The 25,816-nt window shown below is 60.1% G+C and carries 26 protein-coding genes and 1 pseudogene; 7 read left to right on the top strand and 20 right to left on the bottom strand.

The window, feature by feature from the left end; genetic code table 11:
* The 9 genes from ACUTJJ_RS18250 to ACUTJJ_RS18210 form a co-directional block, all read right to left on the bottom strand.
* Positions 1-407 (bottom strand): helix-turn-helix domain-containing protein (locus ACUTJJ_RS18250; protein ID WP_445543001.1); only part of this gene is annotated, 407 nt, incomplete at its 3' end.
* A gap of 359 nt (positions 408-766) precedes the next feature.
* Positions 767-1,195 carry a MucR family transcriptional regulator Ros gene (gene ros, locus ACUTJJ_RS18245; RefSeq protein ID WP_063950928.1) on the bottom strand — a complete coding sequence of 143 codons (429 nt, stop codon included), beginning with the start codon at positions 1,193-1,195 and terminating at the stop codon, positions 767-769.
* Between the two features lie 432 nt (positions 1,196-1,627).
* Positions 1,628-1,960, bottom strand: coding sequence for a monovalent cation/H(+) antiporter subunit G (mnhG, locus tag ACUTJJ_RS18240; RefSeq protein ID WP_445543000.1), 333 nt, complete (start codon positions 1,958-1,960; stop codon positions 1,628-1,630).
* On the bottom strand, positions 1,957-2,343 hold the full coding sequence (locus ACUTJJ_RS18235) for a cation:proton antiporter (RefSeq protein ID WP_209089243.1): 387 nt from the start codon (positions 2,341-2,343) through the stop codon (positions 1,957-1,959). Before ACUTJJ_RS18235 ends, mnhG begins: the two co-directional genes overlap by 4 nt.
* The gene (locus tag ACUTJJ_RS18230) at positions 2,340-2,822 is read right to left on the bottom strand and encodes a Na+/H+ antiporter subunit E (protein ID WP_296064632.1); all 483 of its coding nucleotides are present in this window, start codon (positions 2,820-2,822) and stop codon (positions 2,340-2,342) included. Before ACUTJJ_RS18230 ends, ACUTJJ_RS18235 begins: the two co-directional genes overlap by 4 nt.
* Positions 2,819-4,399: a Na+/H+ antiporter subunit D gene (locus tag ACUTJJ_RS18225; protein WP_144575284.1), complete on the bottom strand. Its 1,581-nt coding sequence runs from the start codon at positions 4,397-4,399 to the stop codon at positions 2,819-2,821. Before ACUTJJ_RS18225 ends, ACUTJJ_RS18230 begins: the two co-directional genes overlap by 4 nt.
* 19 nt (positions 4,400-4,418) lie before the next feature.
* A complete protein-coding gene (locus ACUTJJ_RS18220; RefSeq protein WP_063950923.1) occupies positions 4,419-4,796 on the bottom strand; it encodes a Na+/H+ antiporter subunit C in 378 nt (125 codons plus the stop codon).
* A complete protein-coding gene (locus ACUTJJ_RS18215; RefSeq protein ID WP_063950922.1) occupies positions 4,796-5,215 on the bottom strand; it encodes a Na(+)/H(+) antiporter subunit B in 420 nt (139 codons plus the stop codon). The genes ACUTJJ_RS18220 and ACUTJJ_RS18215 overlap by 1 nt, the downstream gene beginning before the upstream one ends.
* Complete coding sequence (locus tag ACUTJJ_RS18210; RefSeq protein WP_445542999.1) at positions 5,212-7,581, bottom strand: putative monovalent cation/H+ antiporter subunit A; 2,370 nt, start codon at positions 7,579-7,581, stop codon at positions 5,212-5,214. The genes ACUTJJ_RS18215 and ACUTJJ_RS18210 overlap by 4 nt, the downstream gene beginning before the upstream one ends.
* Before the next feature lie 200 nt (positions 7,582-7,781).
* Between ACUTJJ_RS18210 and msrB the strand changes: the two genes are divergently transcribed.
* Complete coding sequence (gene msrB / locus ACUTJJ_RS18205; RefSeq protein WP_063950920.1) at positions 7,782-8,189, top strand: peptide-methionine (R)-S-oxide reductase MsrB; 408 nt, start codon at positions 7,782-7,784, stop codon at positions 8,187-8,189.
* Between the two features lie 80 nt (positions 8,190-8,269).
* Here msrB and ACUTJJ_RS18200 read toward each other — a convergent pair whose 3' ends face one another.
* The 4 genes from ACUTJJ_RS18200 to ACUTJJ_RS18185 all read right to left on the bottom strand — a co-directional run bounded on the left by ACUTJJ_RS18200 (position 8,270) and on the right by ACUTJJ_RS18185 (position 10,695).
* Entirely contained in the window at positions 8,270-8,767 is a 498-nt protein-coding gene (locus ACUTJJ_RS18200; RefSeq protein WP_296064646.1) for a GNAT family N-acetyltransferase, read from the bottom strand.
* Between the two features lie 100 nt (positions 8,768-8,867).
* Positions 8,868-9,536: a PAQR family membrane homeostasis protein TrhA gene (trhA, locus tag ACUTJJ_RS18195; RefSeq protein ID WP_404493945.1), complete on the bottom strand. Its 669-nt coding sequence runs from the start codon at positions 9,534-9,536 to the stop codon at positions 8,868-8,870.
* Between the two features lie 310 nt (positions 9,537-9,846).
* A complete protein-coding gene (locus tag ACUTJJ_RS18190) occupies positions 9,847-10,167 on the bottom strand; it encodes a TraR/DksA family transcriptional regulator (protein WP_404493946.1) in 321 nt (106 codons plus the stop codon).
* Between the two features lie 117 nt (positions 10,168-10,284).
* Positions 10,285-10,695, bottom strand: a complete 411-nt coding sequence (locus tag ACUTJJ_RS18185) for a universal stress protein (protein WP_445542998.1) — start codon at positions 10,693-10,695, stop codon at positions 10,285-10,287.
* A 269-nt stretch (positions 10,696-10,964) separates the two neighbouring features.
* Between ACUTJJ_RS18185 and ACUTJJ_RS18180 the strand changes: the two genes are divergently transcribed.
* A complete protein-coding gene (locus ACUTJJ_RS18180; protein ID WP_445542997.1) occupies positions 10,965-11,825 on the top strand; it encodes a VOC family protein in 861 nt (286 codons plus the stop codon).
* Between the two features lie 87 nt (positions 11,826-11,912).
* Complete coding sequence (locus ACUTJJ_RS18175) at positions 11,913-13,073, top strand: AI-2E family transporter (RefSeq protein ID WP_063950915.1); 1,161 nt, start codon at positions 11,913-11,915, stop codon at positions 13,071-13,073.
* Between the two features lie 87 nt (positions 13,074-13,160).
* On the opposite strand, the gene ACUTJJ_RS18170 is transcribed toward ACUTJJ_RS18175, so the two are convergent.
* Complete coding sequence (locus ACUTJJ_RS18170; protein ID WP_445542996.1) at positions 13,161-14,246, bottom strand: bifunctional transcriptional activator/DNA repair enzyme AdaA; 1,086 nt, start codon at positions 14,244-14,246, stop codon at positions 13,161-13,163.
* Between the two features lie 153 nt (positions 14,247-14,399).
* Positions 14,400-14,677 (bottom strand): annotated as a pseudogene (locus tag ACUTJJ_RS18165) (xylose isomerase); the annotation flags it as partial.
* 272 nt (positions 14,678-14,949) lie between these two features.
* Here ACUTJJ_RS18165 and ACUTJJ_RS18160 point away from each other — a divergent pair.
* Positions 14,950-15,258: a hypothetical protein gene (locus tag ACUTJJ_RS18160; protein WP_144575309.1), complete on the top strand. Its 309-nt coding sequence runs from the start codon at positions 14,950-14,952 to the stop codon at positions 15,256-15,258.
* A 72-nt stretch (positions 15,259-15,330) separates the two neighbouring features.
* On the opposite strand, the gene xylA is transcribed toward ACUTJJ_RS18160, so the two are convergent.
* The 5 genes from xylA to ACUTJJ_RS18135 form a co-directional block, all read right to left on the bottom strand.
* On the bottom strand, positions 15,331-16,641 hold the full coding sequence (gene xylA / locus ACUTJJ_RS18155; RefSeq protein WP_445542995.1) for a xylose isomerase: 1,311 nt from the start codon (positions 16,639-16,641) through the stop codon (positions 15,331-15,333).
* Positions 16,642-16,723: 82 nt separating this feature from the next.
* Positions 16,724-18,178, bottom strand: coding sequence for a xylulokinase (xylB, locus tag ACUTJJ_RS18150; RefSeq protein ID WP_445543002.1), 1,455 nt, complete (start codon positions 18,176-18,178; stop codon positions 16,724-16,726).
* A 104-nt stretch (positions 18,179-18,282) separates the two neighbouring features.
* Positions 18,283-19,305, bottom strand: coding sequence for a LacI family DNA-binding transcriptional regulator (locus ACUTJJ_RS18145; protein ID WP_445542994.1), 1,023 nt, complete (start codon positions 19,303-19,305; stop codon positions 18,283-18,285).
* Positions 19,306-19,543: 238 nt separating this feature from the next.
* A complete protein-coding gene (locus tag ACUTJJ_RS18140; RefSeq protein WP_144575315.1) occupies positions 19,544-21,127 on the bottom strand; it encodes a DHA2 family efflux MFS transporter permease subunit in 1,584 nt (527 codons plus the stop codon).
* A 34-nt stretch (positions 21,128-21,161) separates the two neighbouring features.
* Positions 21,162-22,376 carry an HlyD family secretion protein gene (locus ACUTJJ_RS18135; protein WP_445542993.1) on the bottom strand — a complete coding sequence of 405 codons (1,215 nt, stop codon included), beginning with the start codon at positions 22,374-22,376 and terminating at the stop codon, positions 21,162-21,164.
* A 160-nt stretch (positions 22,377-22,536) separates the two neighbouring features.
* On the opposite strand from ACUTJJ_RS18135, the gene ACUTJJ_RS18130 reads away from it, so the two are divergent.
* From ACUTJJ_RS18130 to ACUTJJ_RS18120, 3 genes are all read left to right on the top strand, one after another.
* Positions 22,537-23,223, top strand: coding sequence for a TetR/AcrR family transcriptional regulator (locus ACUTJJ_RS18130; protein WP_063950906.1), 687 nt, complete (start codon positions 22,537-22,539; stop codon positions 23,221-23,223).
* 162 nt (positions 23,224-23,385) lie between these two features.
* Entirely contained in the window at positions 23,386-24,144 is a 759-nt protein-coding gene (locus ACUTJJ_RS18125) for a TerC family protein (RefSeq protein WP_063950905.1), read from the top strand.
* 244 nt (positions 24,145-24,388) lie between these two features.
* The coding region (locus ACUTJJ_RS18120) for an SLC13 family permease (RefSeq protein ID WP_445542992.1) at positions 24,389-25,816 on the top strand (1,428 nt) is incomplete at its 3' end.

Here is a 25,816-nt window from a genome sequence, read left to right as displayed (position 1 = left end):
CCCCTCAACACATTGAGAATGCCGGCGGCAAGCCGCTCAAGCGTAGCGACGAAGGCATCGAATGCCGGCTCGTCACGGCGGTCCTCGACCACCTGGCAGGCATGACCGACCGTCGTCCGGTCCCGGCCGAAGCAGGGCCCGATATCGGACATCGCGATGCCGAGCTGCACATGGCAGACATACATGGCGATCTGGCGGATGTGACAATCCATGCGTCTCATGTCACGGCGCGGCAGGGTCCGGTCGCCCGTCAGTTGCACCATCTCGACGGTGAGTTGCCGTACCAGACGGCAAAGACGGGTAACCTCCTCCCTGCCGACCGCCGGTGGCCGGGGATGGAAAGGCGGGTGACCAAGCCGCCGGCAAGGCCGCGCGGCGGCAGACGGAACTTGAGAATCCGACGGCATATGCAACTCCTCTACGAATAGGAATTAATTCATACACCTGCGAACAAGTACGGGGAAGTGCAAATTTTAATCGAAGGATTATGCCATTGAAACGCCTGAATTTTCGAAAGATTGATGGCAGAAAATGAGGATTTTTTTCCTCTAAAAATTCGTGCGCGCCAACAAAAAAGCCGGTCTGACGACCGGCTGACTATCCATAAGATGGAACGAAGTCTCCCAACGAAACATCTGGAGCGGGCAAATCCGCCTTGCCGCCCTCTCCCCGCGGGGAGAAGGTGGCGACAGCGGGCTGGGGGTAGCCTTCTACCCACCAACTCCGCGGCGAGGATAAAACCAGCTTCGCCGACCCCGAAGTAAAATCAACGGCTGGCCTTGCGGCGCTGGCCGAGACCCATTTCCTTGGCGAGCCGCGAGCGGGCTTCCGCGTAAGCGGGCGCAACCATCGGATAGTCGGTCGCCAGATCCCATTTTTCGCGATATTCTTCCGGCGTCATGCTGTGATGCGTCGTCAGATGGCGCTTGAGTGACTTGAACGAGCCGCCGCATTCCAGACAGACGATGTGATCGTCCTGAACCGACTTGCGAACAGAGACGGCTGGCTTCTGCTTTTCGACATTGACCGCCACCGATGCCGGTGCCGATGTTCCGCTGAGTGCCGTGTGAACATCCGAAATAAGGCCGGGAAGCTCAGTTACCGGAACGACGTGGTTGCTAACATAGGCAGCCACAATATCCGCCGTCAGTTCGACCAGCAGATCCTGGGCGTTACCGTATGCAGTTTCCGTCATTTAAGTATCTCCTGTTTATTTATCCCCTGAAGCGCGCAAGCGCTGCATCGAGCGATGTGAAGTTACCCGGCGCCCCACCCTCGCCCTGTTGATACCAACATGAAACCTACCCCTAGATTTCGAGCGAAACCGGAAACGAATTGAACCGAGATTCAACTTATGGCCCGCGACATGGGCAGCAATGGACCTGATATCCATAGATTAGGCATTAATAAAATACCTATGCCGTTCATGACGAGGCAAAATGCAAATCGCGATAAGCAACTTTACACTTAATTTGGATACCAGCAAAACAGCAAAAGTCAAATTCCTATTATGAATTTTTCAGTTCAAAACAGTCTAATCTCAATACAAAAAATCACGGGTTATAAAATACTATCACAAGTATTAATCCAAAATGCGCACCCCCATTTATTTAGGGGGATTTCAACTTCAAATCTGCTTGAGGTGATCAACTACAGATTTTACTGCGAGCGGATAACCTGCCTTGTGAGCAGCCATTGCGAGAAGGTGGGCCGAAACCGGGGCCGTCAGAATGAAGAAAAAGAAGCCCGCGAGCGCCCGCGCCAATGTCGCTATTTCCATGGAATGGATGCCGACGGCCAGAAGCAGCAGGCCCGACCCGACCGTTCCCGCCTTGGAGGCCGCATGCATGCGCGTATAGACATCCGGCAGGCGATTGAGCCCGATTGCCGCAATCAGCGAGAAGATGGCGCCCGTAATCGTCAGCGCCACAACGAGCCCAGCCACGATCCAAGCCATCATCGTCTGCCCTTTCCTTTTTTTGCGCCGGAACCTGATTCCATCGTCTTCTCAAGAGCTTCGGATGCCCTCTCACCGTCAAGAACCGCCTTCGGCCGCCGCGGCCCGTCCGGCCCGCGTGACAGCACGAAGCGGGCAAAGGCGACCGTTGCCAGAAAGCCGACTAGCCCAAGCGCAATGGCAATATCCACGTAGAGGTTAAAACCGGTCCGGATGGCGATGACGGCGATGAACCCGATGGCGATACCCACCAGCATGTCGAGCGCAACGATGCGATCCGGCAAGGTCGGCCCGACGACGACACGGTAGACCGTCAGCAAAAAGGCGACTGAGAGAACAATCGATGCGAGTATAGTTGAAAATGAAACCAGCTGTTCCGGCGTCATGACTGGAACGCCTCCATGATCTTTCTTTCAAAACCGTCGCGAATATCTTTTCTCGTCGCTTCGATATCGCTGCAGTCGATCGCGTGCACGTAAAGCGTCTTTCTGTCCGGCGAAACGTCGACGGAGAGCGTGCCTGGCGTGAGCGTGATAAGGTTGGCCAGCAGCGTGATTTCGAAATCCGTCTGCACCGTCAGCGGATAGGCGAAGATTCCGGGCTGCACGTCAAGTTTCGGACGGGTGACGAGCACCGCGACCTTCCAGGCCGAAAGCGCCAGTTCCTTGAAGAATAGCAGCGTCAGCGACAAGATCCGCCACACCCTCGGCGGCCGGCGACGCCCCGTCGGGAGCTGGTGCCGGATGAGGCCAAGCGAAAGGGCCGAAACGATGACGGCAAAGGCTGCGTTTGCGAGCGTGAAGCTGCCGGTGACCGCAAGCCATACGCCGACAAACATCACCATCAGCGAGACATAGAGGCTCATGGTCTGCCTCCTTCTGAAAAGACCGACTGGATATAGGCCTGTGGGTTACCGAGGCCTGCGGCCGCCTGCTGGCTGAGATTCAGCAGGCTTTCCGGGAACAGCCCGAAGATGACGACAAGCAGCGTTAGCCCCACCAGCGGCGCGACAGAAGGGGCCGGTGACGATGCTGCCGGCGGCTGGCCGGAGGTCTTGCCGGCAATGGCCGGAGCCGGACGCCAGAAACACAGAAGGAAGACCCGCCCGAAGGCGATTGTCGCGATGAAGCCGGACACAAGGATGGCGGCGGCGAGCCACCATGCGCCGATGTCGATGGCGGACTTGACCAGGATGGCCTTCGGCCAGAAGCCGGTAAAGGGCGGCAGGCCGGAGCCGGCAAAGAACAGGGCCAGCACCAAGGCCGAAAACCAGGGGGCTTGCCGGTAGAGGCCGCCGAGATTGGTCAGGGTAAAGCTGCCGCCAAGCCGGGCGGCGTGGCCTGCGGCAAGATAAAGCGCCGTCATCAGCACCATGGAATGCAGCGCGTAGAAGATCGCGCCTGACACGCCTGATGGCGTGCCGATAGCAATGCCGGCCATCATGTAGCCGATGCCCGAGATGACGATGTAGCCGAGCATGCGGCGGATATCGTTCTGGGCAAGCGCGCCCATCGCGCCGAGCACCATGGTAAGTGCGGCGGAGATGGCGATGACGATGCTGAGTTCTTCCCGCTCGACCGGAAACAGCATGACCATGACGCGCAGCAGGGCATAGATACCGACCTTGGTGAGCAGGCCGCCGAAAAGCGCGGAAACGACGATCCGCGGCGTGTGGTAAGAGGCCGGCAACCAGAAATTCACCGGGAAGGCGGCCGCTTTCATGGCAAAGGCGAGCGCGAAGAGGCTCGCAAGCGTCATCAGCGGCGCGGCGCCACGCAGTTGTGTCGCTTTCTGGGCGATATCGGCCATGTTGAGCGTGCCGAAGATGGCATAGAGATAACCGACCGTGATCAGGAACAAGGTGGTGCCGATAAGGTTCAGAATGGCATATTTCAGCGCGCCGTCGATCTGCTCGCGGGTGGAACCGAGCACGATGAGGCCGAAGGACGAGATCAGCAGCACCTCGAACCAGACATAGAGGTTGAAGATGTCGCCGGTCAGGAAAGCGCCTGTCACGCCGGCCATCAGCAGCATCAGGAAGGGATAAAAACCATAGCGCCGGCCGCTGGCGTCGATATCCGCACCGGCATGGATCGCCCCTGCCAGCGCCACGATGGCGGCGGCAAGCGACAAAAGTGCGCCCGTGAGATCAGCGGTAAAGGCAATGCCGAAGGGTGGCAGCCACCGACCCATGACCATGGTGAAGGGGCCTCCAGTCGCGACCTTCCACAAGAGCGCGGCATCGAGCACGACCAGCAGGACGAGCGCCGCGATGGCAACCGTGGCGTGATGGCGGATCGCGTGGCGCATCATCATCAGCACCGCGCCCGCACCGATGCAAAGCGCGATGGGAAGGATGATCAGCCAGTCTGCGAGCGGCACGGGTGCCGTGACGAGCGCTGCGGAGAGATCGGTAACTGCCGATGTGGTGGAGGATGCCATGGTGTCTCAGCCTCGCCGCTCAATAACCGAGCGGCGGCAGGGGCTCGCCTGCCGGTTCTGCGGTGCGCATTTCGTCCGTGTCGTCGGTCTGCAGTTCCTGAAATGCACGCCAGGTCAGCACCAGGAGAAAACAGAAGAAGGAAAAGGAAATCACGATGGCCGTGAGGATAAGCGCCTGCGGCAGCGGATTGGCCGCACCTGCGGGCAGCGTGTCCAGGCCCGGCGGAATGATCGGCGGCACCTCGCGCGTCAACCGGCCTGCGGTGAACAGCAGCAGGTTCACCGCATTGCCGAGAATGGCGATGCCGAGCAGCACACGGATGCTGTGACGCGACAGCATGAGATAGATCGCCACCGAAAAGAAGATGCCGACGAGAATCGAGAAGACCGCTTCCATCAGTCGCTATCCCTTTCTTCCAGCGCAAGTGCAATGGATGTGATGGCGCCAACCACGACAAGATAGACGCCAATATCGAAGGACATGACGGTGGAGAGAGGAATCTCCACCCCCAACAGGTTCGGATAGATCCAGAGCCCTGTCATGAAGGGAACGCCAGCCGCCATCGACACCAGGCCCGAAAGCATCGAAGCCAGCAGCCCTGCCCCGGCAATGGCCAGCGGATGAAACACAATCGCCCGGCGAACCGCCGAAACGCCGTAAGCGATGCCATAAATCGCCAGTGCCGACACAGCGATCAAACCGCCGATAAAGCCGCCGCCGGGCTCGTTGTGGCCGCGCAGCAGCACAAAGATGGAAAAGAGCACCATCAGACTGGTAACCACGGGGGCAATGGTGCGCAGGATAAGCGTATTCATGCGCGTGCTCCCTTTTTCTTCGCTGATTTCGCCGGACCTTTGATAGCGGCGGTCGGCCGAATGCGGATGAGCGCAAGGATGGCGAGGCCGGTTATCATCACGACCGCGATTTCACCGAGCGTATCCGTGCCGCGGAAGTCGACGATGATGACGTTGACCACATTCGCCCCGTGGGCGATGACCTTGGAATAGGTGTTGTAGAACTCGGTCAGGCGGTTGTCGAAGCTCGCCTGCGTCGCCCGCATCAGGAACAGGGCAAAGCCTATTCCGCAGGCAATGGCGATGGTGCTATCGAGCAGCTTCTGGCCAAGGCCGCGGTGGTCTGACGGTGACAGGCGAAGCCGCGTCATCACCAGCGTGAGGATGACCACCGACAACGTCTCGACCATGAACTGCGTGAATGACAGATCAGGCGCGCCGAACAGCAGGAAGATGACGGCGACCGCAAAGCCCTGGATGCCGAGCGCGATGATGGCCGTGAGCCGGCTCGACGCCGTCAGCACCGCAACGAGACCGGCCACCGCAATGACGATGAATGTCAGCTCATGGATTTGCATATCACCCGGCCAGGCTGGCATGGACGGTAGCTCGTCATAAAGGAACAGCGGCACCAGCAGCACGGCAGCGATGACGGCGAAGGTGGCGGTGACGTAAAATTCCAGCCTGCCCGGCTGGATGAGCCGCGTGACGTGGAAGGACATCCGCACCAGCATTTCGATGAAGACGTCAAAGCCTCTGTCCGGCCCCGCCCCCAGTGCCTTGAAGCTGCGGTCCATCAGGCTGCGCAGGGTGGAAAGCTTGTTACAAAGGACGATGCCGAGTGCGATGGTCAGCAACGACAGGCCAAGCGGCACGCCGATATGCGGGATCAGCGAGATTTCCACCGGCCGCGCCTCGCCCGCAATGGCGCTCGCCATGGGGGTGGAGATGTAAAAATGCGCAACGGCGGAAAAAAGTGCAATCGTCAGCCCCTTCAGCGCCAGGAGCGCCGGGCCGAGCCACAGCAGAACCGGGCCTTCATGGGCGTGTTTCGGGGTTTTGACCGGCTTGCCAAGGAAGGGTTTCAGCGCGACGGCAAAGGCGACGGCGAACATCAGCGCGTTGCCGATGAGAGCAATCCCGGTAAACAGCACGGCGCGCGGATTGGCATGCGCCAGCGCATAATAAATCTCCTCCTTGGCGAGGAAGCCGAAGAAAGGGGGCAGGCCAGCCATGGAAATCGCCGCCGCCAGCGCTGCCGCAAAGGTGATCGGCATGGCTTTTCGCAGGCCACCGAGCTTCGTCACGTCACGCGTGCCGGTCTCGTGATCGATAATGCCGGCGACCATGAACAGCGCGCCCTTGAACAGGGAATGCGCGACAAGATAAAGCACCGCCGCCTCTATGGCGTGAGCAGACCCGAAGCCCGTGAGCATGACCAGGAGGCCGAGCGACGACACCGTGGTATAGGCAAGCATCAGCTTCAGGTCTGTCTGGCGCACGGCGAGCAGCGCGCCTGTGAGCATCGTCAGCCCGCCGAAAAACGGCAGCAGGATCTGCCAGGCGGCCGTATCGCCGAGAACCGGGTTGAGGCGCATCAGCAGATAAACGCCGGCCTTCACCATGGTCGCCGAATGCAGATAGGCCGAGACAGGCGTTGGCGCTTCCATGGCGTTGGGCAGCCAGAAATGGAAGGGAAACTGCGCGGATTTGGTAAAGGCGCCGCCGAGAACCAGAAGCAGAGCCGCCAGATAAAACGGGCTGTCGCGCAGCACATCGCCGCCGCGTACCAGCATCGACAATTGCGTGATACCGCTGATGTCCCAGATGAAGATCAGCCCGGCAAGCAGCAGCAGACCACCGCCGCCGGTCACCACCAGCGCCTGTAGCGCGGCGCGGCGCGAGGCGGCCCGCTCATGATCGAACCCGATCAGCAGGAAGGATGTGATGGAGGTGAGCTCCCAGAAAACGAAGAGCATCAGCAGGCTGTCTGAGACGACGACGCCGAGCATTGCCCCCATGAAGAGCAGCAGGAAGGACAGGAAACGGCCCTGCTGCGGGTGGCCTTTCATGTAACCGCCCGCATAAAGGACGACCAGCATGCCGATGCCCGTGATCAGCAACGCAAAGGTGAGCGACAGGCCGTCGATGAACCAGGAGAAGCTGAGATTGAAACTCGGCACCCAGGCGTAACCGCCCGTCACCACGCCACCAGCTGCGACCTCCGGCAGCATCCGCGCAAAATGGAGGAACGCCAAAGCCGGCGCGATGGCGATGATCCAGGCCGCGTTATGACCGAACCGTTTCACCAGTGCAGGCGCGGCAAGCGCTGCCAGGAACGGCAAAAACAGCGACAGGAATGTCAGCGGCGTGACATCTGGTGTCATTCACATCTCCCGGGATGTCCCCCATCCCCGCGCCACTCAAGCGGCAGTCTTCTTAGATTCGTTTTTCAGTTAAGGCATAGATACGGGCATCTCAACCGAAATCGGTCCGTCCGCTTCATAACGAAAGCGTTATGACCCGCCTCCCCTTTCAATCCGCCTCAGCGATGATTATTTGAGGCGGGAACAGAAAGGATCATTCCATGAGCGATCTGACATCCCCCAAAGTGAACAAGACCGATGCCGAATGGCGTGAGCAGCTGACGCCGGAACAATATCGCATCCTGCGCGAACACGGCACGGAGCGCGCCTTCACCGGTCCCTATTGGGATACATTCCAGAAGGGCCTCTATCGCTGCGCCGCATGCGACGAGCCGCTTTTCCTCTCCGACACGAAATTCGACGCCGGCTGCGGCTGGCCGAGCTATTTCGAGCCGGTGAAGCCGGGGGCCGTGACCGAACATCGCGATGCGAGCCATGGCATGGTGCGCACGGAAATCCGCTGCGCCAATTGCGGCGGCCACCTCGGCCACGTCTTCCCCGACGGCCCGCCGCCCACAGGTCTTCGCTACTGCATCAACGGCCATTCGATGGTGTTCGAGCCGGTTTGAGTGGCAAGACCGTGCCGCGAGTTTCTTCTCCCCGGTGGGGAGCAGAAACAATCGGCCATCGCCCGTTCCACAGATGGCTTTCACCCCAGCTTCAGTTCCATGCACGTCAAATCCAGCCAGCGGCCAAACTTGGTGCCCACCTCGGAAAACCGGCCCGCAACGGTGAAGCCCAGACTTTCATGCAGGCGGATCGAGGCGGTGTTTTCCGATTCGATGGCGGCGATCAGCACATGCACGTCGTTACCGGCGGCATGATCGATCAACGCCCGCATCAGCCGCTTGCCAATGCCATGGCCACGCGCATCCTTATGCACATAGACCGAATGTTCGCGGGTGTGGCGATAACCGTCAAAGGCGCGCCAGTCGCCATAGGAAGCATAGCCGGCAACCTTGCCCTCGAGAATGGCGACGATGACGGGAAATCCGCGTGATCTGCGGGCGGAAAACCATTCCTTGCGGTTGTCCAGATCAACCACGACCTCGTTCCAGATCGCCGTCGTATTCACCACGGCGTCGTTGTAAATCTCCATGATCCCGCAGAGGTCATCAACGGTCGCATCGCGCAGTTCCACGGTCATAGTGCTTTGCCTCATCGTTCTGAACAAGCGGACGCGGAAAGGCGGCAGCTCCTGCGACGAGCCTTAAGCGATGAAACGGAGCGATGTCCAGTGCGCCGCGTCAGGATGCGAGCGGAACGAGGCTGAAGGCGGTGACGACAGCAACATAATGAACCGCAGCGGCCGCGACCACGAAGGCGTGCCAGATGGCGTTCTGGAAACGCAGCTTCTCCCACACATGGAAGATGACACCGAGTGAATAGATAACGCCGCCGGCGACGATCAGCCACAGCGTGAGCGGGGCGAGATGCGACGACAGAGGGCCGACAACCATGACGCCGCTCCAGCCCATGGCGAGATAAAGGCCAATCGCGACACGGTCATAGCGGCCGGGAAACACGCATTTGAGCAGGATGCCGCAGATGGCGGCAAGCCAGATCAGCCCCAGCATGACGGCAATCAGGGGATCGTGGATGCCACGCATCAAAAACGGCGTATAGGTTGCCGCGATGAGGATGAAGATGGCCGAATGGTCGAGGCGGCGCAGGAACCATTTTACGTTGGAGTGAGGCCAGATATTGTAGGTGAAGGACACGGAGAGGCAGGCAACGAGACCGAGACCATAAATCCACGCGGCGGCAATCGCACTGATGCTGCCCCATGTCATCGCATAGAAGATCAGCGCGGTCGCGCCGATCAGCGCAAAGACGATGCCGACCCCATGGACGATGCCATCGGCGACAATCTCGTGAAAATCATACTGGCGCCCAAACCGCCACATCTCGCTCATTTCTCATTCCTGTCTGCGTGCTTTGAGGGAAGCATGACGGCAATATTAGACAGGAACAAGACAGCGGTCGGTTAACGCCGATCAAATTGCGTCCGAGGCTGTTGCGAAAGGAGAGGTTGGGGGCAGGCGACGTTCCCTGGCGATAAGGATGAGTTTTCAGGTTGTCGTACCTACACACCGTCATACCGGCCCTGAGCCGGTATCCAGCCAGCCCAAGTCCTCGGGCTGGAAGAACTCTCTCGCCGCGCAGACGCGCGTCGGCTGGATGCCGGATCAGGTCCGGCATGACGGAGGAAAGGTCGTTCACCCCTCACAAAGCCGCCGCGCATTCCCGGCAGAACGGCGTATAAGGCACAGCCTTTAGCCGATCCTCCGAAATCCGCTTGCCGCATTTGACACAGATGCCGAAGGTGCCGTTCGCGATGCGGTCTAGGGCAGCGTCGATGGCGCGCAGCTCGTCCTGACCCGCTTGTCCCATCTCGTCCAGCACCTCGTCATTGCTGCGTTCGGTTGCGCGATCGTCATCGTCGGGATTGCGCGGCTCTTCGAAGTCGGCCTCGATCTTATGCAGGCGGCGGTAAAGCTCGCGCTGACGATCCCGCAGGATTTTCTCGTAACTGTCGACATTCATGATCTTTCCTCCAGCCCATCTTCTTGCTTGTCGCATTTCCGGACGGAAACCGGATTTTACTTTTCCTGGAAATGCCTGGGGGCTGTAACCCTGCCCGCCCCCTCTGGAACGTCAGGCCTATCGATCCACCAGCACCGAGCATTTGGCGTGTCGCACCACGCGGTCGGCCGTTGCACCGATGAAGTAGTTGGTAAAATCAGGCGTGTGCGAGGCGATGATGATCAGGTCAGCCTTGTGCTCCTCGGCAGCGGCGATGATTTCCCGCGCGGGCGCACCGCTTCTGATTTCATGGCTACCCCTGAAACCGCTTCTAGCCTTGAGGTCGGCGAGTTTCACCTTGGCGTCCTTGATGGCATTTTCGATGAGGTCCACAGGCAGATCGATTGCCATGTAACCCGGCAGCTCCTCGACAACATTGATGAGAACGATCTCGCCGTCCGGGTCCAGCAACGCCTTGGCCTTTTCGAGGATTTTTTCTCCCTTGTCGGTGGCGCTGAGGTCTACCGGTACGATGATCTTCTTGTACATGGCTGTCTCCTGTGGCTTGATCCGTTATTTCCGTCTCGCTCATCATTCCTCGCCAGCGCGGCCTTTGCCTTGATCGAAGTCAAAGCCGCAAGAGGCCGACGAGCTTCATTGTCAACAAATAGTGGACAGTCAATCGTCTGCAGGCGATCTTTTCTGAACGACGAAAGCAGCCCATATTCGCCTTCGACAAACGCCGCAAAGCGGCGTCGGCCGATCCTTCGGCGACCGATCCGCCCACACGGGGCGTCGGATTCAATATGGAGATCAAGATGAGTGAAATCAAACAATTCGCCCTGACGCGGCCGGCTTATGTCGGTCAGGCGCACCTCGTCGTTCACGATCTGCCGCGTGTTTCCGACTTCTACCAGAAGATCATCGGACTCTCGGTTCTGGAAAAGAATGCGAGCGGCGAAGTGCTTGGTGTCGGCGGCCAGCCGCTGCTGACCCTCTCCACCTCCACCTCGGCGGAACGCGCGCCGCGCAACGCTGCCGGGCTGTTCCACACCGCCTTCCTGATGCCGAGCCGGAGTGATCTCGCCCACTGGCTGGCGCATGCCGCCCATAACAATATCCAGCTCCAGGGCGCCTCCGATCATCTGGTCAGCGAGGCGATCTATCTCGCCGACCCCGAAGGCAACGGCATCGAGGTCTATCGCGATCGTTCCCCTGACGAATGGACCTACCAGCCCGACGGCACCGTCGAGATGGCGACACTCGGCCTCAACCTTCAGGCACTTTACGACAGCGCGCCGAAGACGGCCTTCACGGGTGCTGCGGATGGAACAGCCATAGGCCACATCCATCTGCAGGTCGGCAATATTCCGCAGGCGGATGAATTTTATCAGGATGTGCTGGGGCTGAAGATCATGGCGCGTTATCCGGGCGCGAGTTTCTTCGGGTCGGGCGCCTACCACCACCACGTTGCCGCCAATATCTGGAACAGCCGCGGTGCCGTGGCCCGCAAGGACAACATGACCGGCCTTTCCGGCTACTCGCTGAAATTCAACGAACCGGCCGCGCTCGAGCAGGCAATTTCCGCGCTCGACCGACTTGAAATTGCCACGGAAAGGCAAAGCGACGGGATCGTCGTGAAAGACCCCTGGGGCATCGGCCTGAAGCTGTCCGCATAAGGCTAGACAGCGGGGCCGCTGAAATTTGCGCAGCCCCGGAACCGCCGGATTTCTCGGACGTTAATCGCCTTATTGGGGGATAGTCCGATGAATGAGAATGCCAAACCGGATCACGCCGGCCCTGCGACCTTGATCGCAGACCACGCTGATCCTCTTGCGACACCCGCATCGGTGTCGCAACGGGACGACGCGCGCAGCCAGCAGCCGCTGGGCCGCGAGGCGCTCGACGTTTTTGTTGCCTGGTCGGTCATCGGCATTTTCCTGATCATGTCCATGGCGGTCATCCATGAATTGTCGATGATCCTCATGCCCGTCGTCATGGCTGTTGTCGTTGGCATGATCCTCGGCATCTCGGCCGAAAAACTGGCCTCCTACGGCATTCCCGGCGCAGGCGTTGCCATCATCCTGTCGAGCCTAGTTGCCGCCGTCATCTTCTTCGTGGTGAATTCGCTGATCGATCCGGTCTCGCAACTGGCAACGGAGGGCCCCGCCCTGATCGAGCGCAGCATCGACCGCTTCCTGCCCTACGTCGAAAATTTTCGTTGGTTGAATATATCCGCCGCCACCTTCAGCATGGGCTCGATGTCGATGGAATCTCTGCTGTCGCGGAGCGGTGAAATCATCTCCCTGCTTGGCGCAAACGTCACACCGGCGATTGTTCAGGGCCTCATCTTCCTTGCGGCGCTGCTGATGTTTCTCTACAGCCGCCTGCGCCTGCGCAAGGCTCTCATCATGGCCTTTCCGGCACGCCATCAAAGGCTGAGAACCATTCGCATCATCGGCTCGGTGGAAAAGGTGCTGGGCACCTATTTCGCGACGGCTAGCCTCATCTACGCCGCACTGGGCGTCACGATGATCGTCATCGCCTATTTCGGCGGTCTCGCCATGCCGCTTCTCTGGGGGCTGTTTGCCTTTCTTTCGAGCTTTATCCCTTTTCTCGGCATTACATTGATGACCATATCGCTCACCGTCGCGGGCATCATCACCCATGACAACATGATCCTTGCACTGCTGCCGGCGGGCGTCTTTTTCACCATTCACCTGTTGATGGAAAATCTTGCCTTCCCGGCGGTCGTTGGCCGCAACATGGAGATCAATCCCTTCCTCGTTTTCGTCATGATCATCTTTTGGACGTGGATGTGGGGCGCAGCCGGCGCAATGCTTGCCCTGCCGCTATCGCTCATTGCCATGACGGTGACGCGCGAGCTGTTCCCGTCGCGCAAGGTGGTGCCGAACCTGCCGGATTGAATGCTGGTTTCGATTACTCGCGTTGGCGATTGGTTTACCCCCTCGCCAAGGTATGAAAGGGCGGCCCTTTGCCAACACCCAGCCCGCTCACGAAGCAAGCGGCATTTCCCGTGCCAGCCGCTCGGCCATGCGTCGCTCATGCTCGATCAGCCACCTCTTGCGCCACAGCCCGCCGCCATAGCCGGTCAGGCTGCCATCGGCGCCGATCACGCGGTGGCAGGGAATGACGATGGCGATCTGGTTTGCGCCGTTGGCGCGGGCGACGGCACGCACGGCCGACGGCCTTTCCATGGATGTTGCGAGCGAGGAGTAGCTGACGATCCTGCCCACTGGAATGGCCCGCAGGTTCCGCCAGACATCGCGCTCGAAAGCCGTGCCGTGGCCGGCAAGCCGGGTTTCGAAATTCGCAGAGCGGCCCGCGAAATATGCCTCAAGTTCTGCTTCGATCGTTTCGGTCACGGCCGTGCGGCCAAGCACCATGTCCGCGCCGGTGCGCGTCTTCAGCCGTTTCAGTTCGGCAGGCAGTGCCGGACGGTCGGCAAATTCAAGCAGATGCAGGGCGTGATCGTCGGCAACGGCGAGCATCGGGCCAACAGGCGTGTCGATCCAGGCGCCCTTAAGGAAGCCCTTGCCTTTCATGGCAGCTGGCGAGGTCCCGAAGAACTGGTTGATGGCCGCGCGAAAACCGCTGCCGGACTCGTATCCGGCATCGATCTGCGCACCAATCACCGCTTCGCCGGAGGCAATGCTCTCAGCCGCATCGCCAAGCCGCCTCAAGCGGGCGATTTCCAGAAAGCTCATGCCGAAACGGCGCTTGAACGCGCGCCGGACCGTCGATGGATCATGGCCGAGCGCCACGATATCATCCTCTCTCCAGCGCCGCGCCGGGTCTTCCTCAAGCGCCGCCAGCAGCGAGGCGACCGTCTCGTCGGCCGCGCCGTAGGACAACATCGGCTTGCAACGCTTGCAGGGCCGGAAACCCGCTTCAAGGCATTCGGCGATGGTTTCCCGAAAGCGGCAATTCTCGATTTTCGGTTTGCGCGCCGTGCAGGTGAAGCGGCAGAAGATTTTGGTGGACGTCACGCAGACATAAGCCACGCCTTCATAGGCGGGGTCCTTGGCCACGAGGGCGGCGTAAAGCGTTTCGGTGTCGGGGCGTTTGAACAGCATCATGGAAGAATGCTAGCGCAAATCCTGGCGCCACGCCGCCGAAAAACGGGCGCGGATGTGGACATGTCGAACCATTCCCCCGGTAAAGGGCCCGCCTGCGGGTAACCCTTCGCCGATGCGCAAGAGGGCAGCGCTGACGCTGCCCTCTTGTCGATGTCAAACGTGAGGATTGACGACGTTTTCCAGATATTCCCGGCGACCGGATTTTGGCTCGGGATTGATATCCTCGCGCTCGACCAGTGCCGCGATCTCATCGAGCTACAGCTCCCCGCGCAGCATCTTCTGGGCTTGCAGCGAATCCCACTTGGCGTAGCGCTCCTTGAGCGGCTTCGACAACGCGCCGTCCTCGATCATCTTCGCCGCTGCCTCCAGAGCGCGCGCACAATCGAAGCCGCCGATATGCCGATGGGCAGGTCCTGCGGATCGAAAAACTGGCAGCACGGTCTCCACCGCATCGGTGCCGACGACGATGACTTTGAATGCATAGCGCCTGGAGGCTCCAGCATAGCTCATCAGCCTGTCACAAAGTGTTTTTGTCGCCGAATATGGAGTTGGCCAGCGGAACCTCCAGTGCCGCAGATTGCCTGAACCCAGGCGCAGGAGCGCATCACGCTCTTGCGCCTGGCATTCATGAAAACATGGAATGAGAGCGTTTCCGCTGAACCTTCCTTCACCGCAAACGCTCTATCGCAACGGGAGCAGAGACATGACGACCACACAGGCCGCCGCCTATTACGCACAGATCCGCAAAGATACGGCAACACTTGCCCGCTTCGCCAATATCACCAACGAGGCCGAACTTGCCGAGGCGATCGGGGCCGATGCGGCCGCGCGTGGTTTTTCGCTGACGCCGGATCAGATCAAAGCCGGTCTCGCGGATCTGGGTGCTGTGGTGAAACAGGCAACCGCCGGAGAAGAACTCGCCGATTTCGAACTGGAGATTGTCTCAGGCGGAGGAGATTTCGTACAGGAAGTTAAGGACTTCGCGATCAAGCTCAAAACCTGCAAATGGTAGAAACATTTCGCAACGGAAAAAACGGGAGCGGCGGCCAGATCCGCCGCCCCACACGAGCTTGGAACGTTATGCTTAAACGTAACGGTTGACGACGTTTTCGAGATATTCCTGACGACCCGATTTCGGCTCGGGATTGATATCCTCGCGCTCGACCAGTGCCGCGATCTCGTCGAGCTTCAGCTCGCCGCGCAGCATCTTCTGGGCTTGCGGCGAATCCCACTTGGCGTAGCGCTCCTTGAGCGGCTTCGACAATGCGCCGTCCTCGATCATCTTCGCCGCTGCCTTCAGGCCACGAGCGCAGCAATCCATGCCGCCGATATGGCCGATCAGCAGGTCCTGCGGATCGAGCGACTGGCGACGCAGCTTGGAATCGAAGTTGGTGCCGCCATTCTTGAAGCCGCCGCCAGCAAGAACATGATAATAGGCGAGCGCCATTTCCGGCACGTTGTTGGGGAACTGGTCGGTATCCCAACCGGACTGGTAATCGTTGCGGTTCATGTCGATGGACCCGAAAATGCCGAAGGCGTTGGCCATGGCGAGCTCATGCTCAAAGGAATGGCCGGCGAGGATGGCGTGGCCCTGCTCGATATTGACCTTCACTTCCTTGTCGAGACCGTTCTTCTGCAGGAAGGCATAAACGGTGGCGACGTCATAGTCGTACTGGTGCTTGGTCGGCTCCTGCGGCTTCGGCTCGATCAGGATCGTACCTTCGAAACCGATCTTGTATTTATATTCCACCACCAGATTGAGGAAGCGGCCAAGCTGGTCGAGCTCGCGGGAAAGATCGGTGTTGAGCAGGGTCTCGTAACCTTCGCGGCCGCCCCACAGAACGTAGTTCGCGCCGCCAAGCTTCTTGGTGGCGTCCATGCAGGTCTTCACCGTTGCGGCGGAGAAAGCGAAAACATCCGGGTCCGGATTGGTTGCAGCACCCGACATGAAGCGGCGGTTAGAGAAGAGGTTGGCCGTGCCCCACAGCAGCTTCACGCCGGTATCGGCCTGCTTCTGCGCGAAATAATCAACGATCTCGTTGAGGTTCCTGGTGTTTTCGGCGAAGTTTTTGCCTTCCGGCCGTACGTCGGCATCATGGAAGCAATAGAACGGCGAACCGAGCAGCGAGAAAAATTCGAAGGCCACGTCCGCTTTCAGTTTCGCGGCCTGCATGCTGTCTTCGAACCACGGGCGCTCGAAAGTCTGGCCACCGAAGGGGTCACCACCCGGCCAGGTGAAGGTGTGCCAATAGGCAACCGCAAAACGCAAGTGATCTTCCATGCGCTTGCCGGCGACGATTTCGTCAGGGTTGTAATGGCGGAAGGCCAGCGGATTGGTGCTATCGGGGCCTTCATATTTGATCTTGGCGATATCGCCGAAGAAGCCTGTGCTCATTGGGTGGTTCCTCCTCTTGGGGTGGGTTTGGATGGTGTTTGAAAATTAAGGTCAGCGTTTGCCGCTTACCCCCCTCGACACCTCACTGCGAAAGCGCCCGAATAGCCGGATAAAGCGCATGGTACCGCCGATAAGCCTCCGCATAGGCACCGGCCAGATCAGCCACGGGCTCAATCGTCCGCGCCGTTTCCGGCTGCGAGCACACCGCCACCGGATCAGCCCCGGTCGCAGCAATCAGGCCGAGACGCGCCGCGCCGAAGGCCGCACCGAAATCGCCTTCCGCCGGAATATCGACGGGCACGCCAAGCGACGTGGCGATCGAGGCCAGCCAATAGCCCGAGCGTGAACCGCCGCCGATGGCGGTGACGCGGGAAATTGAGGTGCCGGCGGATTTCAGTGCTTCGAGATTGTCCCTGATCGCGAAGGTCACACCCTCAAGCACGGCCTGGGTCAGCGCCTTGCGGTCGCTTTCATGTGAAAGGCCGATGAAGGAGCCGCGGATGGCGGCGTCGTTGTGCGGTGTGCGCTCGCCGGAAAGATAGGGCGCGAAGGTGACGCCGGTCGGGGCAAGCAGCGTTTCGCCCAGTTCGCCGGTCAGATCGGCGGCGGATTGGCCTGTCAGGCGCGAATACCAATTCAGCGCATCCGTGGCGGAAAGGATGACTCCCATCTGGTGCCAGGTGTTTGGCAGCGCGTGGCAGAAAGCATGCACGGCGCTTTCCGGCTTCGGCAGATAGGAGGCATTGGCGGCGAAAAGCACGCCGGATGTGCCGAGCGAGACGAAGGCGTGGCCTTCCTTCACCGTGCCCATGCCGCAGGCGGAGGCCGCATTGTCGCCCGCCCCACCGGCAACGACGGCGCGGCCGGAAATCCCCCATTCGGAAGCCAGCTCCGCGCGCAGAACGCCCGCCTCATCCGTGCCTTCCACCAGAGACGGCATATGCTTTTCATCGAGTCCCGTCGCGGCAAGCAGCTCGGAAGACCATTTGCGTGCACCGGTGTCGAGCCATGAGGTGCCGGCGGAGTCGGACATTTCCGAGATATATTCGCCGGTCAGCCAGAGACGCAGATAATCCTTCGGCAGCAGTACCTTGGCCACTTTCGCGAAGATCTCGGGTTCGTTCTTCGCCACCCAGGCAAGCTTCGGTGCAGTAAAGCCGGGGAAGACAATATTGCCGGTTATCTTTCGGAAACGCGGATCGGCGTCGAGTGCGGCAGCTTCAGCGTGGGAACGCGTGTCGTTCCACAGGATGCAGGGGCGCAGCACCTTGCCATCGGCATCGACAAGTGTTGCGCCGTGCATCTGGCCGGAAAGGCCGATGCCCTTCACCGCGGCAAGCTCTTTTGGAAACTTCTGCTTCAGGCCGGCAACGGCGGTTTTTGTCGCGGCAATCCAATCGGCAGGGTCCTGTTCCGACCAGCCGTGATGCGGGCGCGAAACATCGAGCGAGCCGTTGGCCGAGCCGATGATTTTCTGATCGCCGTCCATCAGCAGGGCTTTGACGCCTGAAGTGCCAAGATCGAGACCGAGATACATATATTTCTCCATTCCGGCGCGCCATGCGCCAAAGTTCATGCGGTTTTCTGGACGTCGCCGCCGGGCGCAGAGCCGGCGGCGACCTCTCCTTCACAATGTTCTCTTCAGGGAAGATTGTCCCTAAGGAAGATGTCGATACGGATACGTTCCTGCGCGGCGATAACGGGCAGGCCATCGGCGCGCGCCTTCAGGACGCGGATGGCGCTACGCACCTCGTGGCCGGCATCCTGGTTGAGCACGGCATCGAGCAGCCCCTGCCGCAGCGCACTGGCAGTGTTTTCCGTGAGTTCATGGGCGATGACGGAAAGTGGTCTTTCACCATCGGCGGCGCCAAGCGCCTTGATGAGGCCTCGATTACCGGCACCGAGGCTGTAAATGCCGGCAAGGGTTGCATTGCCAAGCGCCTCGCGCACCAGCGTCTCGACGGTGAGCGGATCATCCCTACCCTCAAGAACCGGCAGCAGCCGCACCTGCGGAAATTCGTTTTCGATGACGGTGCGAAACCCTTCCAGACGCTCGCGGTGGTCACGCACCAACATGGAGCCGGCGACAACGGCGACATCGCCGACGCGCCCTGAAAGGAAACGCCCCATCAGGCTCGCCGCCGTGCGCCCGGCCGCGACGTTATCGACACCGGCATAATGGTCGCGGCGCGACCCCGACAGGTCCGACACCAGCGTCACCGTGGCAATGCCATCATCGGCGAGCCGGTCCGCAGCCTCGGCCACATCTTCAGAATCGGTGGCGACGAAAGCCACACCCGACGGCTTCTCCCGCCGGGCCACCTCAAGCGCCTCCGTCAGCGCCGATGCATTGAAGGGCGGGACCTCTATGACGCGTATTGCCGTGCGCTCCAGATGCGAACGGCTCGCGGCGGCCCGCACCTCGGCGCGCAGCGTCGCCATGAAGGAGTTATCATTGCCGGGCAGGATGAAGACCATCGAATAATTACGGCCCTTGGCCAGGTTGGCGGCCGCGATATCGCGCACGTAACCCAGTTCGGCAATGGCGGCTTCCACCCGCGCCCGGGTGGCCGCATGCACGCCTGGGCGCATGTTCAGCACCCGATCGATCGTGGCCAGACTGACGCCCGCCCGCTCGGCGATATCGTGAACTGTCGGCTTCATTGCTCCTCCCTCCCCTTGCATATCCAGCTTTGCCGCCGCCGTAAATCGAAAAATGATGTACGTACCTCATATTTCGATGCAAGAGGGCGATCCGTCGGTGTTCTCTCGCCCGCGTTGCCGCGTGTTTCTTCTCCCCGAGGGGGAGAAGAAACACGCGGCAACCGCTCGCCAACAGGCAGAAAAAAGGGGCCGTTGTTTCCAACGGCCCCAGCTCTGCGGTGGATGGGAGGGGATTTTATCAGTGCGCCGCGTCTGGTGGCGGCGCTGCCTTGGGTTTCTGGATCAGGATCGTCATGAAGATCAGGCTGCCGAACAAAATCGTCAGCGCGAAGAACACATCGGCGAAGGCCAATATCCAGGCCTGCTGCGAGACCATGCCGACCATTTTCTTGACCGCGACGGAGGCACCATCCAGCCCGTAGGAATCATAGTTGGCGCCGACACTGTTCAGCCATTCCAGCGCCTTCGGGTTGGAATAGCTGATATGTTCGGCCAGCCGCACATAATGGTCATCCGTGCGCTGCGACAGCATGGTGTTGATGACGGCAAGGCCGACGGCGCCGCCGAGGTTACGGGTAAGGTTGAACAGGCCGGACGCATTGCGGATACGCGCGGGCGGCAGCGTGCCGAGCGCGATGTTGTTGATCGGCACCATGCACATCATCAGCCCGAAACCGCGCAGGATCTGCGGGATCAGCAGCTCATAGAAATCCCAGTCCGTCGTCACATGCGTCATGATCCAGGTGCCGCAACCGAAGCTGATGAAGCCGATGGCCATCATGACGCGGGGATCGAGCTTTGTGGAAACCTTGCCGGCAATCGGCGCGGTGAAGAACATGGCAAGACCGGACACGAACATGGTCTCGCCGATCATCAGCGCATCATATCCCCTCACCCGGCCGAGATAGAGCGGGTAGAGATAGGTCAGGCCATAAAGGCCTATGCCCATGACGAAGGAGAAGAGCGAGCCGATCGAGAAGTTGCGGTCCGCAAAGGCGCGGATGTCAACCACGGGGAATTCCACCTTGAAGGCGCGCCAGAAGAACACGACAGCACCGATGGCCATGGCCACCGAGCCCAGCACGATGTGTTCGTCGTTGAACCAGTCCTTGTTGTTACCCTCTTCCAGCACATATTCCAGCGAGCCGAGGAAGACCGCCATGGAGATCAGCCCCCACCAGTCGAACTTCTTCCAGAGCGACTTTTCCGGCTTGTCGAAATCGATCAGGCTCCAAGTCAGGATGGTGACGATGATGCCGGGAATGATGTTGACGAGGAACAGCCAGTGCCAGGAAAAGGCATTGGAAAGATAACCGCCGACCGTCGGGCCGATGGTGGGTGCAAGCGTGGCGACTAGGCCGATGATTGGTGAGACGACCGAACGCTTCGATGGCGGGAAGATGGTGAAGGCAGCCGCAAAGACCGACGGGATCATGCCGCCGCCGATAAAGCCCTGGATCGCACGATACACGATCATCTGATCGATATTGGTGGCGGTGGCGCAAAGCGCGCTCGATATGGTGAAGCCAGCCGCACAGGTGGCGAACAGCACGCGCGTGGAGAGAATGCGCGCCAGCGTGCCCGACAGCGGGATCATGATCACTTCGGCGATCAGATAGGAGGTCTGCACCCAGGCGATCTCATCCGAGCCGGCGCCGAGGCCGGCCTGGATTTCCGCAAGCGAGGCGGAGACGATCTGAATGTCGAGAATGGACATGAACATGCCGAAGACCATCGCGAAGAACGCGATGAGCCTGCGCCTGTCCATCGGGGGATCGGCGGGGATGGACGCCCCGCCCGTACCGACAACCGTAGCCGCCATGATCTTGCCCTCAACGGTGCGTCAGAGACGCGCCTTACTTGGCTTCCGGGTTAACTCGCGCCGTTCTGGTGCCTTCTGGCGCCGTGCGGGTATCGACATCGACAACGACGCTGAGGCCGGCGCGCAGATTGTGCTTTGCGAGGTCTTCCTTGGAGAAGACGATACGAACCGGCACGCGCTGGATGACCTTGGTGAAGTTGCCTGTCGCATTTTCCGGCGGCAGCATGGAGAAGACCGAGCCCGAACCGGGCGAGATCGACTGCACCGTGCCTTCAATCGTCGCATCGTCAAAGGCATCGACATGCACGCGCACCTTCGAACCGGGCACGACGCGGGCAAGCTGCGTTTCCTTGAAATTGGCGTCGATATAAAGCTCGTTCATCGGCACCAGCGAAGCCAGGCGCTTGCCGACAGAAACGAGATCGCCGTTCTGCACCGCCAGATTGCCGATGACGCCGTCATAGGGCGCCTTCAGAACCGTAAAGGACAGGTCACGGGCGGCCTTGTCACGGGAAAGCTGCAGCGAACGGATCGTGCTCTCGGCTTCCTCACGCTGGGCGCGCAATAGTTCGACATTGGCCTTGGCGGAGGAGATGGCGGCATCGCCGGCCACGGCATTCGCCTTTGCCTGATCGAGCGCGACCTGCGCATTGTCGGACGCGGCGACCGTGCCGACATCTTTCGCCTGCAGCTCGCTCGCGCGCTTCTGGGTGATTTCCGCACCACGCAGTGCGGCATCCAGTGCGCCCTTCTGGGCGACGGCCTGCTCGAGCGCCGCTTCGCCGCCAATGATCTGGGCGTCGATACGCTTCAGCGACAGTTCCTCGGTGCGGATCTGCGCTTCGGCCTGCTCAAGAGCAATGCGATAGTCGCCATCATCGAGCGTCACAAGCGGATCACCCGCCTTGACTTCCTGGTTTTCGATGACGTTCACCTTGGCGACATAGCCCGAAACCTTCGGCGCGATGACGGCAATATCGCCTTCGATATAGGCATCATCCGTCGAGACCAGAAAGCGGCCATCGACCCACCAGTTGTAACCGTACCAGCCGGCGCCAGCCAGCAAGGCGATCGCAATGACGGGAAGAAGCTTCGAGCGCTTCTTCTGCTTCGGCGCAGCCGTCGTCTGAGCAGGCGGCGCAGCCGGTGCCTCAGCCGGCTTTGCGGGAGAGGTCTCGGTCTTGGCGGAGATATCCGCCTCTTCCGCATCGTTGACGGCGCGAACCGCGCTATTCTTCTGGGCCGACATGAGAATGTACCGTGATAGATTGAAGAAAGTTTTTCGAACTGAACCGTTCGGTTCGATTGACTTAATCTCTTTCCTGACACATATCAAGTGTTATCGAACCGATTGGTTCGACGTTCGGTTAATTTTTTTTACGCCGTTGTGGTGCTATGAGGCGGCAGGGATGGCAGGCGAAGACAGGGATATGGACACGGAAACGGAAACGGTCTGTCCGGGCAACACCGCCGGGCGTTTTGCGGCAGGCGAAGACCCGGCCAAACGCGACCAGATTCTGGCGGGCGCGTGGCGCGTGTTCAAGCTCAAGGGCTTCGATGCGGCCAGCATGAACGACATCACCCGGGAAGCCGGCGTTTCCAAGGGCACGATCTATGTCTATTTCTCCAACAAGGAGGATTTGTTCGCGGCCCTCGTCGACCAGCATCGCCAGGAATTCGCAACGTCCATGCGCAACATCCTGGCCGGCACCGAGGAGGTGCGCGAAGGCCTTAAACAGTTCGGCAAGGCCTTCGCGAACAAGATGATCTGTTCCGACATGGTCCCGGCCATGCGCTCGGTTATCGGCGTCATCGACCGCATGCCCAAGCTCGCGCAGCGTTTTTTCATCGCCGCGCCCAACAATGTCCGCACCGTGCTTCAGGATTTCATCGAGCACCACATCGCGCTTGGCCACCTGAAAGTGGATGATGTGGAGCTGGCTGCGCGGCAATATATCGAGCTTTCCACCGGCACGTTTTTCAAGCTGCGGCTCTTCGGCGAAATCGACGGCCCGGTTCCGGAAGAGGAGCTGGACCGGGTGATCGCCAGCGCCATCAGGGTATTCATGGCCGCCTACGGAACCGACAAGGCCTGAGATCATTCAGCAACGGCGCAAGCGCCGATACGCGGACTGCGCGAAATTTCGATGAAATTATGCGCATCGGAGACGCGATCTCCTTGTTTCTCGCGTATTGCGCTATAAATTCCACCCACCGAATATTCGGTTGGCCTTGTTGCTGAAAGGAAAATTTCCCTGATGGAGTCCGTTCTCCCTCTCCTGTCCGACCCCGCCGCCTGGGTGGCGCTCGTCACGCTGATCGTCATGGAGGTCGTGCTTGGCATCGACAACCTGATCTTCATCTCCATCCTCACCAACAAGCTGCCGCCCGAACAGCGCGAAAAAGCCCGCAAGATCGGCATCGGTCTCGCACTCATCATGCGCCTTGGCCTGCTCGGCACCGTCGCCTGGATCGTGCAGCTCACAACACCGGTCTTCGAAGCCTTTGGCCATCCCTTCTCCTGGAAGGACATGATCCTGATCGCCGGTGGTCTCTTCCTCGTCTGGAAGGCGACCAAGGAAATTCACCACAATGTCGACCCGGAAGATCACAAGGAAGACATGGTGGGTGGTCCGGCCGCGATGAATTTCGGCGCCGCCATCGGCCAGATTCTGCTGCTCGACCTCGTTTTCTCTGTCGACAGTATCATCACCGCCGTCGGCATGACACCGCATCTGCCGATCATGATCGTCGCCGTCATCGTCGCCGTGACAGTGATGCTGCTGGCCGCAACCCCGCTGGCCAACTTCATCGAGCGCAATCCCACCATCGTCATGCTGGCGCTCGCCTTCCTGATGATGATCGGCACGACGCTGATCGCCGAAGGCATGGGCTTCCATGTTCCCAAGGGCTACGTCTATGCTGCCATGGCGTTTTCGGCGTTGGTGGAACTGCTCAATATGCTGGCCCGCAATGCAAGAAGCCGCAAGAAGGCAGGGACGAAAACGGTGCATTGATCGCACTCTCCTCCGTCATGCCGAAATTGATCCGGCATCCAGCCAGCCCAAGTCCTTGGGCTGGAAAGACCCTTCCGGCCGCGCAGACGCGCCTCGGCTGGATACCGGCTCAGGGCCGGTATGACGAAGAATGCATGAACCTTCAGGTCCAGCCAAGGAACCGCCTCACCCCACCTTGCGTTCTTCGAAGTCATCACCGATAGAGCCCTCTATCGGTGCCTCACCTTCGAAAGCATGAGCCAACATGACGACAGACCAGATTCTCGCCTTTACCGTCATCGCCGGCATGATGGTCGCGTTCATCTGGGACAGGTTCCGTTACGACGTGGTCGCGTGCAGTGCGCTCCTGGTGGCGATTGCACTCGGCGTCGTGCCTTTCGACAAGGCGTTTTCGGGTTTTTCCGATGATATCGTCATCATCGTCGGCAGCGCGCTGGTGGTCAGTTCGGCGGTGGCGCGTTCAGGCATCGTCGACATGACGATCAAAAAATATTTCCCCGAAATGCACTCCAAAGGCCTGCAGCTTGCCTTTCTGATGATCGTCGTTGCCGTCATGTCGGCCTTCATCAAGAATATCGGCGCCCTCGCCATCATGATGCCGGTTGCCTTTCAGTTCGCCCGCAAGTCCGGCAGCCCCGTTTCCTATTATCTGATGCCCATGGCATTTGCCGCGCTTCTCGGCGGCCTGATGACGCAGATCGGCACCTCGCCAAACATCGTCGTCTCCCGCCTGCGAGAAGAAATGACGGGGCAAAGCTTCTCCATGTTCGACTTCACGCCTGTCGGGGCCGGCCTCACCGTCATCGGCATCATCTTCCTGACCTTCGGTTACCGGTTGCTGCCGGTGCGCAACCGGGAAAAGGCCTCGGTGGAAGATATTCTCGACCAATCCGCCTATACAGCCGAAGCGACGCTGCCCGCAGACAGCACCTTTTCGGAAAGGCCGCTGCGCGAGCTTCTCAAGCAGGCGGATGGCGATGTCATTGCCAGCACCATCCTGCGCGGACCGAGGCGGATCTCGCCCTTCCCCGACGTGAAGCTGAAGGCGGGCGATACCGTTATGCTCGAAGGCAGCCCGGAGGGCCTCGATCGCATCGTATCGCAGGCAAAGCTACTTCTCTCGGGCAAGCCGCTGATGGAGAACGGCCAGAAAGCGCCTGACCTCATTTCGATGGAAGCCGTCATCAGCAATGAATCGGTTCTGAACGGCATTTCGGCGCGTGAACTCGCGCTCTCCTATACGCGCGGCGTCAATCTCATCGCGGTCAGCCGGCGCGGTCAGCGCGTCAGCCAGCGGCTGTCGGAACTGACATTGCAGGCCGGTGATGTCATCCTTCTACAGGGCGGCCGCAAGAACCTGCCTCAGGTCTTGCAGGAATTTTCGCTGCTGCCGCTGGCGCAGCGGGAAATCCTGCTTGGCGTTCAGCGCCGCGCATTTCTGCCGGTCATCGTGCTTGCCGCCGCCATGTTGGCCGCCGGCAGCGGGCTGGTCCCGGTCTCCGTCGCCTTTTTCGCGGCTGCTTTCCTGATGATCGTGGTCGGCGCCATTCCGCTGACCGAGGTCTATAAATCCGTCGATGGGCCGATCCTTGTGATGCTCGCCGCCCTCATTCCCGTCAGCGACAGTCTTCGCACCAGCGGCGCCAGCGAGTTGATCGCTGGCTGGCTGGGG

The organism is Agrobacterium sp. DKPNP3, assembly GCF_052686535.1.
The sequence above is the reverse complement of the archived record's forward strand: the minus strand, read 5'-3'. Positions and strand labels throughout refer to the sequence as shown.